The following is a 15,122-nucleotide window of genomic DNA, read 5'->3' on the forward strand; positions in this document are numbered from 1 at the left end:
CTGTGAAGGTCAGGCGTAGGCTCGGGCATATGCGGATTGTGGTTTCCTCACGCTTGGGGGGCGGAGCACGATGCGAGCCGGGGTCGGGCCGATCAGGGAGGGGCGGCGCACGATGAACGACGGCACGATGACACTTCCGTGGCTCGTCATACGCCAGGACGACAACGGCAACCGCTATCGAGTGGGCCGTTACGCGACCAGGGCGGAGGCCCAGCGCATCGCCGACAGCCTCGACGCCCACGGCCACAAACAGCTCTACTGGGTCGAGCGCCTGGCGGAGAACACCACCACCGTGCGGAACGGCACGGTGCGCTGACGGAGCCGTAGGCTCCGCCGCATGACTGATCAGATCGCACCGGCCGTCGTGGTGGTCGCCGCCGCCCTGTTCGACACCGACGGCCGGCTGCTGGCCGCACGCCGTAGTGCGCCTCCGCAGCTCGCCGGGCGGTGGGAGTTGCCCGGGGGCAAGGTCGAGCCGGGGGAGGACCAGGAGTTCGCGCTGGTCCGGGAGCTGCGCGAGGAGCTGGGCGTCGAGGCGGTTCCGGTCTCCCGGGTTCCGGGTGAGTGGCCGTTGAAGCCCGGCTACGTCCTCCGTGTCTGGCGCTGCACGCTCGACTCGGGGGTCCCGGCGCCGCTCGAGGACCACGACGAGCTCCGCTGGCTGTCCCCGTCCGACGCCTGGACCGTCGACTGGCTCGACCAGGACGTCCCCGCCGTGTCGGCCGTGCTCGATTCCGTCCGCGGGCCCGGTGGCGGCTGGTCGCGCAGTTCCCCGCGCCCCTGAAGCGAGCTGCGCTCGCCCAGGGGAGGCTGCGCGGGGAACCGCGCGACCAGCCACGACGCGACCCGCACCCGGCGACGCGCCCGACCCGGCCCTACGCCGTCCGTACCACCCCACCCCACTCCCGGCGATAACACCCGACCTCGTCCGGGTATATCCCGATTAACCCGATGAAATCGGGCGGAAGTCCTCGTGGGTCAGGGAAGTGATCGGTGTGCTCCACACTCAGGGCGATGTCGCCGAGTGGGCCTTCCCCGCCGACCCCATGGCCGTACGGAAAGCCCGCGCGGCGGTCCGTGCGCAACTGGCCGCCTGGAACCTGGACGAGCTGAGCGACATCACGATCCTGCTGGTCAGCGAGCTGGTCACCAACTCCCTGCGCCATGCGTCGGGCCCCATCGGAGTCCGCCTGGTCCGCCCGGAGGGCCCCGGCGCACTGCTCGTCGAGGTCTCCGACCCGCTGCCCGACCCGCCCCGGGCCCGCGCGGCCACCCCCGACGACGAGGGCGGCCGCGGCCTGCAGCTGGTGGCCTGCTCCTCCCGGCGCTGGGGGACCAGGCCGGGCGGCGCGGCCACCGGCGGCAAGACCGTGTGGTTCGAGCTGGCCCTGCCCGGCTGAGACGGCGCGAGCGCACCCGCCCCGGTTAAGTGGGTCGCACCTGGTTAAGAGACGGGAATGTGGAACTCGAGTGGAGAACGCGGTGTGTGGACGCACCTGCACTCTGGGTACGGAAACAGTCGGTCCCGACGGGCCAAAAAGGGTCGGGACCGTGGTGTGATCGTGAACACCGTGTCGTGCGGCTCCGTAGTGCTGGATACTGCGGGCAGCCGCCCCGGTGACCGGTGCCGGACGCGGTGAGCTGGAGGGGACGGTTCGCGTGAGCGAGATACCAGCGAAGGCCGGGGCATCCGAGAACGGCTCGGGCGCCTCGGACGCGGCGTCGACGCCGGATGCGGGCCGGACGTCGCGGGAGCGGGCGCAAGCGGAGATCGGGCCGATCGCCGACATCTGGCAGACGAGCCCGCCCGGGTCGATCTACGACTACATCAAGGTCGCCTCGTTCTCGATCGGCCCCGACGGGCTGATCGACCAGTGGAGCCTGCGGGCCGCGCAGATCTTCGGCGTCGCGGCCGAGGACGCCGTGGGCAAGGATCCCGTCGAGGCGTTCGTCCCGCCCGAGACGCGCGACCGGGGCCGCCGCAAGATGGCCGAGATCCTGGACGGGCGGGAGTGGACCGGCGTCGTGCCGTTCCGCACGCGCGGCGACGGGCCGGACGGGACCGGGGAGCAGCACGGTACCGCCGAGGTCTATGTGATGCCGTCGACCACCGAGTCCGGTGAGCGTGCCGCGGTCTGCGTCGTCGTGGACGTCCAGACCCTGCGGGGCATCGAGACGGACCTCGCCGCCTCGCAGTCGATTTTCGGTCAATCTCCCTTCGGCTTCCTGCTGTTCGGCACCGACCTCAAGGTGCAGCGTGCCAACCGCACGTTCACCTCGGTCTTCGGCGGTCACGTCGACGACCACCGCGGCCGCACCGTCCACGACTATCTGCCGCGGCACGAGGCCGACCGGGTGCAGGGCGCGCTGCGCCGGGTCCTGGAGACCGGCGACGCCGTCACCGACATGCAGCTCGTCGGCCCCGCCCCGGACTCCTCCGAGCGGCGCCACTGGTCCATCAACCTCTACCGCGTACACACCGGTTCGGGCCGGGTCATCGGCATCGCCGGGCTCGCCACCGACGTCACCCGGCGGCACGCCGCCGCCCGCGAGGCCGCCCACGCACGGCGCAATCTGGCCCTTCTGAACGAGGCCGGCGCCCGGATCGGCAACTCCCTCGACCTGGAGACGACCTCCCGCGAACTGCTCGACGTGGTCGTGCCCGGCTTCTGCGACCTGGCCTCCGTCGACCTGTACCAGGGACTGCTCTCCGGCGACGAGACGGCGCTGGCCAACCACCGGCTCGCCGACGGCAGCGCCGAGCTGCGCCGGGTCGCCGCCGCGAGCGCCGTGGCCGACGTGCCCTTCCTCGACCTGGGCGGCGAGGCGCCGGTCAGCGTCGGCGCCGTGCACCGCTTCGCGTTCAACTCGCCCTGCGCGGACGCCCTGCGCACCGCCCGCCCGCAGACCCTGCCCGCGCAGCCCGGCGGCCTCGTGCAGTCGACGCTCGCCGTGCCGATGGTCGCGCACGACACCGTCGTCGGCCTCGTGCAGTTCTCCCGCACCAAGGGCAGCGAGCCGTTCAACGAGCGGGACCGGGCGCTCGCCATGGAGCTGGCCGCGCGCGCCGCGGTCTGTATCGACAACGCCCGGCTGTACCGCCGCGAGCACGAGCGCGCCCTGATACTGCAACGGTCCCTGCTCCCGCCGGACAACCCCGAGGCGTCCGGCCTCGACATCGCCTGCCGCTATCTGCCGGGCAACGCGGCGACCGAGGTCGGCGGCGACTGGTTCGACGTCATCGAACTGCCGGGCCACCGCACGGCGCTCGTCGTCGGCGACGTGATGGGCCGCGGCCTGCGCGCCGCCGTCGCCATGGGCGAACTCCGCACCGCCGTGCGCACCCTGGCCCTGCTCGACCTCGAACCGGCCGAGGTGCTCAGCGCCCTCGACGAGATCGCCCGCGGTCTCGGCACCCCCGGCGGCGTCCAGCAGGCCACCCGCGCCGCCCGCAGCGCGAACCAGGGCGGCGAGGACCTCTCCGAGGTCTACCTCGCCACCTGCGTGTACGCGGTCTACGACGCCGTCACCCGCCGCTGCACCTTCGCCAACGCCGGGCACCTCCCGCCGGTCCTGGTCGAGCCCGGCGAGGGCGCGCTGATGCTCGACGTACCGCCGGGCATGCCGCTCGGCGTCGGCGGTGAACCGTTCGAAGAGGTGGAGGTCGAACTCCCGGACGGCGGGCTGCTCGCGCTCTACACGGACGGTCTGGTCGAATCCCGCGACCACCCGCTCGACGAGGGCCTGTCCGCGTTCCGGGCCGCCCTGGACGACCCCTCACCGGCTCTGGAGGACGTCTGCGACCACGTCCTCACCACCCTCGACACCCATCACGGCGAGGACGACATCGCCCTGCTGATGGCCCGCATCCAGGGCCTGCCGGCCGAGAACGTCGGCGACTGGACGCTGCCGCGCGAGCCGAAGTCGGTCGGCCGGGCCCGCGAGCTGGCGCGCACCCAACTGCTCGCCTGGGATCTCGAAGCCCTCGTCGACACCACGGAGCTGCTGGTCAGCGAGCTGGTCACCAACGCCCTGCGGTACGGCGAGGGCGAGATCAGGCTCCGGCTGCTGCTCGACCGCTCGCTGGTGTGCGAGGTGTGGGACGCCGGTCTCGTGCAGCCGCGCAGGCGGCGTGCCCGGGACACCGACGAGGGCGGCCGCGGCCTCCAGCTCGTCGGTCTGCTGAGCGCGTCCTGGGGCTCGCGGCGCACCCCGCGCGGCAAGACGGTCTGGTTCGAACTCCCGCTGCCGGACGGCGACGCGGGGATGGTCGACCCGACGGAGGCCCTGCTCAGCCTGTTCTAGCCCGGCAGGGGTTCAAGAACCGCTCTTCAGCGCGGCCAGCCTGGCCTCGATCTCGGCCGTGTCGCCGAGCGAGTCGAGCTGCTCGAACTGTGCGTCGAGGGAGGACTCGGCCAGCTCCTGCTTGCCGAGCGCCTTCGCCTCCTCGCGGCGCACCTTGTCCTCGAAGCGGCCCAGTTCGCTGGTGGGGTCGAGGACATCGATGTTCTTCGCCGCGTCCAGCATCTGGTTCTGCGCCTGCGCGGTCTTCGCGCGGGCCACCAACTGATCCCGCTTGGACTGGAGTTCGGTCAGCTTCGTCTTCATCTGGTCGAGCCCGGCCTTGAGCCTGCCGACCACCTCGGTCTGCGCGGCGATCGTCGGCTCCGCGTCCTTCGCCTCCTTCTCGGACTGCAACTGCCGGCCGAGGGCGACCTTCGCGAGGTTGTCGAACCGGTCGGCCTCCGCCGCGGTCCCGCCCGCCCGCAGCTCGTCCGCCTTCTTGCTGGCCGCGAGCGCCTTGCCGCCCCACTCGGCGGCCGCGTCCACGTCCTCCTTGTGGTCCTGCTCCAGCATCCGCAGGTTGCCGATGGTGGTGGCCACCGCCTCCTCGGCCTCCGCGATGTTGTTCGAGTAGTCGCGGATCAGCTGGTCGATCATCTTCTGCGGATCCTCCGCACCGTCGAGCAGCGCGTTGATGTTCGCCTTCGCGAGCTGCGCGACCCGGCCGAGAATGGTCTGCTTCGTCATGGTCAAGTCCTCACGTCTGGGGATGAGCCGGTGAATGGGTGGTCAGAAGCGCCCGCCGCCGCCCCGGCGGCCGCGCGTCCCCCCGCCGCCGAAACTGCCGGGCCCGCCCCCGCCGCCGAATCCGCCCCCGCCGAAACCGCCACCCCCGCCGCCTCCGCCGCGCCCGCCGTTCAGCAGCCCGCCGAGGATGATCCCGCCGAGCACCGCGCCGCCCATGCCGCTGCCGCCGCGCCCGCCGCTGCCCCCGCCCCCGTACGGATTGCCGTAACCGCGTACGTCCCGCTCGGCGAGCGACTGCGCCTGCCGGGCCAGCGCGTCGGCCTGCTGCGCCTCGGCGAGCGCGGCGGCCGGATCGTCCTCCTGGCCGGCCTGCGCGTTCGCGAGGCGCCGCTCGGCCTCCGCGAGCCGGGTGCGGGCCTCGCTGCCGACGGCCCCGCGGTGCGTCGTGATGAAGTCCGCCGCCGCGCCCGTACTGCTGCGCGCGGTGAGCAGGGCCTGGCCGAGCAGCGAGCGGGCGCGCGCGGTGCCCTCCTCCCGCTCGCGCGCCGCCCCCAGCGCCTCGTCCAGCGCCGTGTCCGCCTCCTCGACCCTGCGCAGCGCGTCGATCGGGTCGTACGGGCCCGCCGCCAGCTCCGCGCGCACCTGGCCCACGACGGACTCGACCCGCGCGACGCGGCCGCGCAGATCGGCGGTGGACACGCCCTGCCCGGTGCCCTCCAGGAGGCCGTGCGCGTCCGCGAGGTCGGTGGCGGACTCGGTGAGCGCGGCGGGCAGCCTCTCGTCGGCCTCGGCCAGCTCACCGGCCAGCCGGTCGATCGCGGTGACGAAGGTGGCGGCCTGGTCGACGGCGCCCTCGGCGGCCCGCAGATGGACGGCGCCCTTGCCGGCCTCGCCCGCGTCGACACAGCCGCGCGCCTGGTTGAGCTGGGCGGTGGCGAACACGAGCCGGTCCTTGGCCTGCTCGACATGGCCCGCGACGGTCTGCAGCGCGGAGGCCGCGTACCGGCCGCCGAGCGTCGTCATGGTCTCCTGCGCTTCGGTGGTGCGCGCCGCCAGCTCGCGGAAGGCCCGCTCGGCGTGGGCCAGCGCCTCGGGCGCGTGTCGTTCCAGGGCGCGCAGCCGGTCGAAGTCGGCGGACTGCGCGTCGAGCCCGCGCCCCGCCGCGGTGCACCGGGCGATGATCTCCTCCAGCATCCGTCGCTTCGTCGCGTCGTCCTCGGGGAAGGCGTCGTCGAGCTGCTGGCGGAGCGTGAACGCGGCGGTCAGCTCGGTCTGCGCGGACGCGAGCGCCGCCCGGAACTCCGTGACCGCGTCCTCGCCGAACTGGGCGGTGGCGAAGCCCAGCTCCTCGGTGCTGGTGCGCACCGCGTCGTCGGTCTCCACGAGCAGCAGCCGGGCCTGCTTGTCCAGCTCGGGCAGCGGGGTCTCCGGCGCCTTCCCCCAGCCTTGCGCGCCGCCGCCGGACGGTCGGCCGGTGGTCCCGCGCCGCTTGCGCCGGGTGAACGCGTACGCGGCCACGGCACCGGCGCCGCCGACGGCGATCACGGGCAGCACCAGGTCACCGGCGCCGCTGCCGCCGGAGTCGCCCGCGCCCGGGTCGGCGTTGCCGGGTGTCACGGTCGGGGTGGGCACGGGCCGGCCCGCGACGACGGCGCCGATGCCGTTCGCCGCCCCGATCGCGGCGCCCGCCCAGTCGTTCCTACGCAGCGCCGGTTCCACGGCGGTCCGCGCGATGTCCTGGATCTGGGCGTCGGTGAGCCGGGAGTCCTGGTCGACGGAGAACGCGTACTGCCGGTCGTGGGTGGCGACGGCGAGCAGGACGTCGTCGAGGCCGAGCCCGTTCTTGTCGGCGGTGGCGTCGGCCCAGCTCTGCGCGGAGCGGCCGGAGAAGCCGCGTACGTAGACGACGTAGAGCTGGATGCCGCGCGCGTCGTCGAGGACGGCGAGCGCGTCGGCGGCGGCGTCCCTGCGGTCCCCGAGGGCGTTCACCTCGTCGGTGAGCTGGCCGGTGCGGGAGAGGGTGACCGGGTCGTCGGCGTGGCCGGAGGACGCGGGCAGCAGCAGCCAGGCCAGGGCGAGCAGCACGGCGGCGGCCGCCCGCCCGGCTATCGGGCGCGGGGAAGCGGCAGGCGTCACGTTTGGGAGCGTATGTCCGTGAAGAAGGTGCCGCGACCGGGGCGCCCCCACAGCACCCTCACGGTCGCGGCACCCGTCTGTGGGGCCGGAGCGTCAGACCGAGAACCGCTCCTTGGCCAGCAGCGGCCGCACCCGCGCCGCGAAGCCGCCCGTGCGGAACGGGCGCTGCAGCAGTCCGGGCCGCAGCTGCTGCGCGAGCGCGGCGGCGATCATGCCCTGGTCCAGCGCGAGCACGAAGTCGCTGACCCGGCCGGTCGTGACGTCCACCGAGTCGCGGAAGCCGTACGTCTCGTCGTACGCGCCGAAGTCGGCGGCCAGCGCCTTCAGGTTCGCCACCGCCTCCCGGCGGGCGTACGGCAGCGCGAGGAAGGAGGCGTGCGGGGTGACGACGCCGAGCGAGTGGTAGCCGTCCTCCTGCATGCCGAGCGCGTCCACGCCGTACTCGCGGTAGCCGCCCTCGGGGATGTTCGCCGGGGAGAACCCCCAGTAGCCGTACGCGGCCTCCTCCAGGCCGTGCTCGATCTGGCCGCGCACATAGCGGCCGTGCGTGACGCCCCAGGAACCCGGCGACCACTCCTGCTCGGGCACGAACAGCGGGACCATCAGCGCCTCGAACATCGAGCCGCCCCAGGTCGGCACGAACGCGCGGCCCCGGTAGGTGTAGTGGCCCTGCCAGACGCGGACGCCGTCCATGGCCACGTACGAGCCCTCCGGCTCCTGCTCCTGGCCGCTGCCCGGCAGCAGCGTCCGGAACAGGTGCCAGTAGTGGTCGGCGGGCAGGCTGCCGTCGGCGATCCCGAGGTAACTGGCCATCCGGGGCTCGGTGTTGAGGGCGCCGTAGTGGTGCCCCGTCGGTTCGCCCTTGCCCGGCTCGTCGGGCCAGAAGCCGCCGCGCAGCTGGCCGGGGCCCGCCACCGGGTCGGCCGGGTCGTACGGCGTGTAGTAGTACGACCAGTCGGCGCCGGCCAGCAGCTTCGCGACGCGCGGGCGCAGCGCCGGGGCGGCGTCGGCCGCGATCCGCAGCCCGGTCACCAGCCAGGCGTTGTCCACCGAGGACAGGAACGGGCGGACCGTGTCGCCCGTCGCGGGCCAGGTCGTCAGCACCGAACCGTCGTGCGCGTCGTACCAGTTGAACCAGAACCCGTGCGCCCGCTCAAGGCGTTCCACGGCGGCGACCGTCCGCGTCAGCCGGCGCTCCGTCTCACCCCGGGTGATCACCCCGAGCCCGCCCGCGGCGGCCGTCGCCCACAGACCGCAGCCGATGTTGGTCGGCGAGGTCTGCACGGACGGTTCCGGGCGGCCGGAACCGCTGACGTCGATCTTGTCGGCGGTGAGCCCGAGATCGGTCGTCATCGCCTCGATCGAGCGGTACGTCGAACGGAACCAGGTGCGCAAGAGAGCCGGGTCGGCGGCGGCGGAGGCGCTCGCGGCCGGGGCGGCGCCCAGGGTGAGCGCGGCGCCACCGGCACCGGCGGCCATGAGGAACGTACGGCGATCCATGAAGGTCCTTCTCCCGGGAGATCCGAACGGGCAGCTGTGGAAGGGCGGTTCGTGGTGCTCGGTCGTCGCTGTGGAGGGGGAGCGGAGACCGGCGCAGCTCAGGTGTGCGCCGGTCTCCGCCGTGGTGGACCCGCGAGGTCAGGTGTCGCGGGTCCCGGGACCGGGACAGCGGGGGTCAGGGTCCGCGGCCCCGTGTGCCGCGGGCGGCCCAGGGGGGAGGGTCGCCCGCGACGGATCAGGGGGTGGGCGGCGGCGACGCAGGAGTTCAGCCGCCGCCCACCGGCAGGAGGGGCCGGGTCAGACGCGCGGCAGCGCCCGCTCGCGGCCCAGGCCGCCCAGCCAGTGCGCGGCCGGCTTGGGCGTGCGCGCGAAGGTCTCGCCGTCCCAGCCGATGAGGCCGAACGTCGCCTTGTAGGTGCCCCACTCGTAGTTGTCGAGCGCGCTCCAGGCGAGGTAGCCGCGGACGTCGATGCCGTCCTCGATGCAGGCCGCGACCGCGTCGAGCGCGCCCGCGTAGTAGTCGATCCGGCGCTGCTCGTCGCCGGTGGCGATGCCGTTCTCGGTCACGACGATCGGGGTGTCCGGGCCGATCAGTTCGGCGGTGTGCCGGATCGCGTGGCCGACGGCCTCCGGGTAGTACTCCCACGAGGTCAGGGTGCGCTCGGCGTCCGCCGGGGCCGGGATCGGGCCGTCCGCGCCGATCTTGGTGCGGGTGTAGGACTGCACGCCGATCCAGTCGTCGCCGCGCGCCGCCTCGATGAAGATGTCCTCGCGGGGGTGGCGGTAGGCGGCGGTGACCTCCTCGGCGCCCGGCTCGGCCTGGTAGACCTGGTTGGCGATGGTCCAGCCGACCTTGATCTCCGGGTTGATCGAGCGCACGGCCTTCACGGCGGCGTGGTGCGCGGCGATCACGGCGTGGGTCGTCTCCTCGTCGGGGAAGGGCAGCCCGGCGGGCGGGAAGCCCTGGTCGCCGCGCTTGGCGAGACCGGCCATCACGGCGATCATGTTCGGTTCGTTGAGGGTGCAGACGTGCTCGACCCCGTCGGCGATGATCGGCGCGCACTCCTCGACGTACCGCGCGAACAGCTCGACGGCGCCCTCGGCGGTGAAGCCGCCCAGGTCCTCGAACCACTGCGGGATCGTGAAGTGGTGCAGCGTCACGTTCGGCCGCAGACCGCGGGCGATCGCGCCCTCGACCATGCGGCGGTAGTGGGCTATCTCGGCGCGCGAGAAGTAGCCGCGGACGGGCTCGATGCGGGCCCACTCGACACTGAACCGGTAGTCGGTGAAGCCGAGTTCGGCGAGCAGGTCCATGTCCTGCTCCCAGCGGTGGTAGCTGTCGCAGGCGTCCAGGCTCGGCTCCTGGATCCCGGCCGCCGGGTCGTGCTCCTTGCGCCACCAGTCGCTGTTGACGTTGTTGCCCTCGATCTGGTGGGCGGCGGTCGACGCGCCCCACAGGAAGCCGTCGGGGAAGGGCAGCGTGCGCGTCGGGGCAGGGGTGAGCGTCATGGTGATGATGCCTGTCTTTCTACGTGCGTGTGGGGGGTGGCCGGAGCGGACGGTGCGGACCGGGGGTGCCTACTTCATGCCGGCGGTGGCGATGCCCTGGGTGAAGTGGCGCTGGAGGACCGCGAAGACGACCAGGACGGGCAGGACGACGAGCAGCGAGCCCGCCATCAGCATTCCGTTGCCGCCGCCGACCGTGCGGTTCGGGTCGTTGGCGAAGGTCGCGAGGGCCACCGGGAGGGTGTACTTGTCGGGGTCGTTGGTCGCGATCAGCGGCCAGATGAAGTTGTTCCACGACCCGAGGAACGTGAAGATCGTCAGCGTCGCGAGGGCGGGCTTGACCAGCGGAAGGACGATCCGCCAGAAGATGTACCACTCACCGGCGCCGTCCATCCGGGCCGCTTCGAGCAGCTCGTCCGGGATCGACTGCATGAACTGCCGCATCAGGAAGACGCCGAACGCGCCCGCCGCGAAGGGCAGCACCAGGCCCGCGTAGGTGTCCAGCAGGTTCATCTGGTTGATCAGCACGAACAGCGGCAGGACCATCAGGTTCGCCGGGACCATCAGGGCGGCGAGGACCACCCCGAAGACCTTCGAGCGGCCGCTGAAGTTCAGCTTGGCCAGCGCGTAGCCGAGCATCGAGCAGAACAGCAGATTGCACACGGTCACGAGCACGGCGACGATCACCGAGTTCAGGAAGTACCGCGGCATGTCGAGCTGGTCGAGCAGGTCGCTGAAGTTCTTCAGCGTCCACTCGGAAGGGATCCAGACCGGCGGGCTCGCGGTCAGGTCCTTCTTGGTCTTGAAGGCGCTCAGCGCCATCCACAGGAAGGGCGCGGCCATCACCAGCAGACCGAGCGAGGCGACGACGTAGAGCAGCGGCTTGCGGGCCCGGGCGGAGGGCCGGCGGGCGGGGGTGACGGCGCTCATTTCGTGTTGTCCTTCATCAGTCGCAGCTGCAGCACCGTGATGCCCATGATCACCACGAACAGGACGTACGCCATGGCACTCGCGTAGCCCATGTTGAAGAACCGGAAGCCCTGGAAGTACATGTCGAGCGACACGGTCATCGTGGAGTCGGAGGGGCCGCCCTGGGTCATCACGAACGGCTCCTCGAACACGTTGAGGTAGCCGATCGTCGTGATGACCGTGGCGTACAGGAGCGTCGGACGCAGCAGCGGCACCGTGATCCGGCGCAGCTCCTGCCAGGCGCTCGCCCCGTCGAGCCGGGCGGCCTCGCGGACCTCGGCCGGGATGGCCTGGAGTCCGGCGATCATGAGGACCATCACCGTGCCGAGGTTGCGCCACACCGCCATCACGATCAGCGACGGCATGGCCCAGGTCTCCGAGCCGAGGAAGTCCGGCGCGGTGAAGCCGAGTTCGTCACCGAGCCCGGCGATCAGACCGTCCGAGGGGTCGAGCACGAACCGCCACACGATGGCCACGGCGACGATCGTCGTGACCACCGGCGCGTAGAAGCCCACCCGGAAGAAGGTGCGGGCCCGGTCGATGCCGTTGTTGAGCAGCACCGCGACGAGCAGTCCGAGCCCGATGGTCAGCGGCACCCCGACGACCACGAAGTACGCGGTGTTGAACATCGCGCGCAGGAACTGGTCGTCGCTGAACAGCTTGGTGTAGTTCTCCAGGCCGACGAAGTTCGCGTCCATCGGCTTGCGGACGTTGCGCTGCCCGAAGTCGGTGAAGCTCATGACGAGCGTCGCGACGATCGGGAAGAGCATGAAGACCGCGAACAGCGCGAGGAACGGGGTGGAGAACAGCCAGCCGGCCAGGTTCTGCTTCCCCATCGGGCGCTTCTTGCGCCGCCCCGCGCCCTGCGGGGCCTCGCCGCCCGGGGCCTTGCCGGCCCCGGAGCGTGCGGGGGTGGGTGTCGTGGTGGACATGGTCCGCCCTTCGGACGTCCTCCGGCGTGTGCCCGCGCCGGAGGGTGGGGGTTTTCGTGAGGCGGGTTACTTCTGGACGAGGCTCTCGATCTCGCCCTGCGCCTTGTCGAGCGCGGCCTTCGGGGAGGCCTTGCCCTGGGCGGCGTCCTCGATCGCGGTGTCGATCTTCGAGGTGATCTCGGACCACTTGGGCTGGGCCGGCGAGACCTGCGCCGACTCCATCTGCTTCTTCCAGACCTTCATGTTCGGGTCGGTGGCCAGCTCACCCGTGGACCAGGCGGTCATGTTCGCCGGGAGGTCCTTGGTGCGCTGGTACCAGTCGGCCTGGCCCTTGGTGCCGGTCAGGTACTTCACGAGCTCCTTGGCGGCGGCCTTGTGCTCGCTGTCGGCGGAGATCGTCAGGGCAGAGCCGCCCGCCATGGAGGCGGAGGTCTTGTCGGTGGGCACGTTGGCGATGGCCCACTTGCCCTTGAGGTCGGGGTAGTTGTCGTCGAGCAGACCCATGTGCCAGGGGCCGCCGAAGAACATCGCGACGGCGCCGGTGTTGAAGTCCTTGGTCACGTCGTAGCCGGGGCGCACCGACTTCGCGGCGAGACCCTTCTTGAAGTAACTGGTGTAGTTCTCCAGGGCCTTCACGGCGGCCGGGCTGTTGGCGACGGTCTCGCCGTCCTTGGTGACGATCTGGCCGCCGGCCGAGTACAGGAACTGGTAGAAGCTCTGCACCGAGTCCAGGCCGTTCGGCTGGATCGACAGGCCGTACTTCGAACCGGCCTTCTGGTACTTCTCCGCGGCCGTCTTCAGCTCCGCCATGGTGGCCGGGGCCTTGTCGATGCCCGCCTTCTTGGCGAGGTCGGTGCGGTAGTAGAGCACACGGGTGTCCACGTACCACGGCACGCCGTACGTCTTGCCGTCGTACTCGCCCTGCTCCCAGCCCGCCGGGAAGTAGTCCTTCTCCTTGAAGGTCTTGGTGTCGACCGGCTCCAGGGCGCCCATGTCCGCGAACTCGGTCATGTAGCTGCCGCCCATCTGCATCACGTCGGGCAGCTTGTTGGCGGCCGCGGCGGCGACGAGCTTCTGGTGGGCGACGTCCCAGCCGATCGGGGTGACCTTCACCGTGATGTTCGGGTTGGCCTTCTCGTAGACCTTGGCGACGTCGGCGAGCTTCTCACCCTCGGTGCCCATGGCCCAGACGGTGAGCGTCTGCTTCGCGTCGGCCGCGACCGAGTCGCCGCCGGAGCCGCCGCAGGCGGTGAGGGTGAGCGCGGACGCCAGGCTGACGGCGATCGCGGCAGTGGTTGCGCGGCGGTTCATGGACGGCTCCTCCTTGAGCGGACCGTGGAATGTATGCGCTGTCTGTAAGCGCATACATGACTCTGTAACAGCCGCCTCGGATGTGGCAAGAGGGGTCTTGGTCACACTCCCGTAACGGGACGGAAAGCCGGGGTCCCGCCGGCCGCTGCCGGACACGGCCCCGGTGCCCTCCGTGCAGGGTGAGCGTAAAACAGACATTCCGTTTTGAGCCGGACCACCTCGGAAGAATTGGCCTGTACCGGGTGTGATCTCTGTCCTAAGGTCGCGGCCATGACAGTCTTCACGCACGACTTCCCGTTCGATCCGACGTACGGCTACACCCTCGCCGACCTGCGCGATGTCTCCGCCCCCGACGGCGCGCCCGCCGACTTCGACGCCTTCTGGCGCGGCCGGTACGAGGCCGCGCGGGCGGTGCCGACCCGGCCGGAGATCGGGCCGCTCGTGGAGGAGCGCGACGGCGTCCGGATCTTCGAGGTGACCTACACGTCGGTCGGGGACGTGCGGCTCGGCGGCTGGCTGGCGCTGCCCGTGGACGGTCCCGCGGAGCACGGTTTCGTCATCGGGCACGGGTACGGCGGCCGTGACGCGGCGGGCCCCGACGTGCCGCTGCCGCTGCCCCGGTCGGCGGCGATCCTGCCGTGCGTGCGGGGGATGGTGGAGCGCGGGCTCGTCGACGGGGTGCCGTCGGTCTCCGCCGAGCATGTGCTGCACGGGATCGCTTCGCGGGAGACGTACGTGATCGGGGAGTGCGTCGCCGATCTGTGGTGCGCCGCGTCGGCGTTGCTCGAACTCGTCCCGGAACTGGGGGAGTCGGTGGCGTCCGGCGACGGTCTCGGCTATCTCGGGGAGAGCTTCGGCGGCGGGCTCGGGGCGCTGGCGCTGCCGTGGGACGACCGGTTCGCCGCCGGGGAGCTGACGGTGCCGACGTTCGGGAATCATCCGCTGCGGCTGACGCTGGACTGTGCGGGGAGCGGGGCGGCGGTCCGCCGGTACCACGCCGAGCATCCCGAAGTCGTGGAGGTGCTCGGGTACTTCGACGCGGCGACTGCGGCGACGCGTCTGGCTAAGCCGGTCCTGGTCGCGGCGGCGCTCTTCGATCCGTCGGTGCCGCCGCCGGGGCAGTTCGCGGTGTACAACGCGCTGGGCGGGGGCGGGGAGTTGCTGGTGCTGGAGGCGGGGCACTTCGACTGGGAGGGGGAGGTGGCGGCGCGGGTCGAACTGGCTTCGGCCAAGGGGGAGTTCTTTGGTCGGGTGCTGAAGTGAGGCGCGGGGAGTTGTAGTTCGGGCCGGCTCCCGACGCCGCCGTCTTCGTCCGCGGCTCCCGTCGTGGCTGAGCGCGCAGTTCCCCGCGCCCCTGGGTGGTTCTTCGGGTGCGGCCCGGTGGGGGCTGGTCGCGCAGTTCCCCGCGCCCCTGGGTGGTTCTTCGGGTGCGGCCCGGTGGCCGCTTCTCGCGCAGTTCCCCGCGCCCCTGAGATGCGCACTTCGTGCGCCATCTCATCAGGAGAGGCGCACCCCGTGCGGCACCCGTCGGGGAGGCGCGGCGGAGCCGCAGCCTCAGGGGGAGGCGGCGCGCAGCGCCTGCCTCAGGGGCGCGGGGAACTGCGCGGGAAGCGGCCACCGGGCCGCGGGCGACCGACGACCCAGGGGCGCGGGGAACTGCGCGGGAAGCGGCCACCGGGCCGCGGGCGACCGACGACCCAGGGGCGCGGGGAACTGCGCGGGAAGCGGCCACCGGGC

The 15,122-nt window shown here is 72.1% G+C and carries 12 protein-coding genes; 5 read left to right on the top strand and 7 right to left on the bottom strand.

The features are described from left to right. The first annotated feature begins 112 nt into the window (after positions 1-112). From ABZ930_RS31955 to ABZ930_RS31970, 4 genes are all read left to right on the top strand, one after another. Entirely contained in the window at positions 113-316 is a 204-nt protein-coding gene (locus ABZ930_RS31955; RefSeq protein ID WP_361555571.1) for an SPOR domain-containing protein, read from the top strand. Between the two features lie 21 nt (positions 317-337). Continuing rightward, positions 338-784, top strand: coding sequence for a (deoxy)nucleoside triphosphate pyrophosphohydrolase (locus ABZ930_RS31960; RefSeq protein WP_361555574.1), 447 nt, complete (start codon positions 338-340; stop codon positions 782-784). Between the two features lie 202 nt (positions 785-986). Further along, on the top strand, positions 987-1,400 hold the full coding sequence (locus tag ABZ930_RS31965) for an ATP-binding protein (RefSeq protein ID WP_361555577.1): 414 nt from the start codon (positions 987-989) through the stop codon (positions 1,398-1,400). A gap of 259 nt (positions 1,401-1,659) precedes the next feature. Continuing rightward, on the top strand, positions 1,660-4,305 hold the full coding sequence (locus ABZ930_RS31970; RefSeq protein WP_361555580.1) for a SpoIIE family protein phosphatase: 2,646 nt from the start codon (positions 1,660-1,662) through the stop codon (positions 4,303-4,305). A gap of 12 nt (positions 4,306-4,317) precedes the next feature. Here the strand turns inward: ABZ930_RS31970 and ABZ930_RS31975 are convergent, their stop codons facing one another. The 7 genes from ABZ930_RS31975 to ABZ930_RS32005 form a co-directional block, all read right to left on the bottom strand. Continuing rightward, complete coding sequence (locus tag ABZ930_RS31975) at positions 4,318-5,031, bottom strand: PspA/IM30 family protein (RefSeq protein ID WP_361555583.1); 714 nt, start codon at positions 5,029-5,031, stop codon at positions 4,318-4,320. Between the two features lie 42 nt (positions 5,032-5,073). Then, entirely contained in the window at positions 5,074-7,167 is a 2,094-nt protein-coding gene (locus tag ABZ930_RS31980; RefSeq protein ID WP_361555586.1) for a TPM domain-containing protein, read from the bottom strand. Positions 7,168-7,260: 93 nt separating this feature from the next. Further along, the gene (locus tag ABZ930_RS31985; protein ID WP_361555588.1) at positions 7,261-8,667 is read right to left on the bottom strand and encodes a glucoamylase family protein; all 1,407 of its coding nucleotides are present in this window, start codon (positions 8,665-8,667) and stop codon (positions 7,261-7,263) included. Between the two features lie 297 nt (positions 8,668-8,964). Then, complete coding sequence (locus ABZ930_RS31990) at positions 8,965-10,176, bottom strand: family 1 glycosylhydrolase (protein ID WP_361555591.1); 1,212 nt, start codon at positions 10,174-10,176, stop codon at positions 8,965-8,967. 69 nt (positions 10,177-10,245) lie between these two features. Beyond that, a complete protein-coding gene (locus ABZ930_RS31995) occupies positions 10,246-11,103 on the bottom strand; it encodes a carbohydrate ABC transporter permease (RefSeq protein ID WP_361555594.1) in 858 nt (285 codons plus the stop codon). Further along, positions 11,100-12,074, bottom strand: coding sequence for a sugar ABC transporter permease (locus ABZ930_RS32000; protein ID WP_361555597.1), 975 nt, complete (start codon positions 12,072-12,074; stop codon positions 11,100-11,102). The genes ABZ930_RS31995 and ABZ930_RS32000 overlap by 4 nt, the downstream gene beginning before the upstream one ends. 66 nt (positions 12,075-12,140) lie before the next feature. Next, positions 12,141-13,385 (bottom strand): sugar ABC transporter substrate-binding protein, encoded by a 1,245-nt coding sequence (locus ABZ930_RS32005; RefSeq protein WP_361555600.1) that lies wholly within the window; start codon positions 13,383-13,385, stop codon positions 12,141-12,143. Positions 13,386-13,655: 270 nt separating this feature from the next. Between ABZ930_RS32005 and ABZ930_RS32010 the strand changes: the two genes are divergently transcribed. After that, positions 13,656-14,648 (top strand): acetylxylan esterase, encoded by a 993-nt coding sequence (locus tag ABZ930_RS32010; protein ID WP_361555602.1) that lies wholly within the window; start codon positions 13,656-13,658, stop codon positions 14,646-14,648. Positions 14,649-15,122 lie beyond the last annotated feature (474 nt).

This window comes from Streptomyces sp. NPDC046716 (genome assembly GCF_040645755.1).
Taxonomy (GTDB): Bacteria; Actinomycetota; Actinomycetes; order Streptomycetales; family Streptomycetaceae; genus Streptomyces.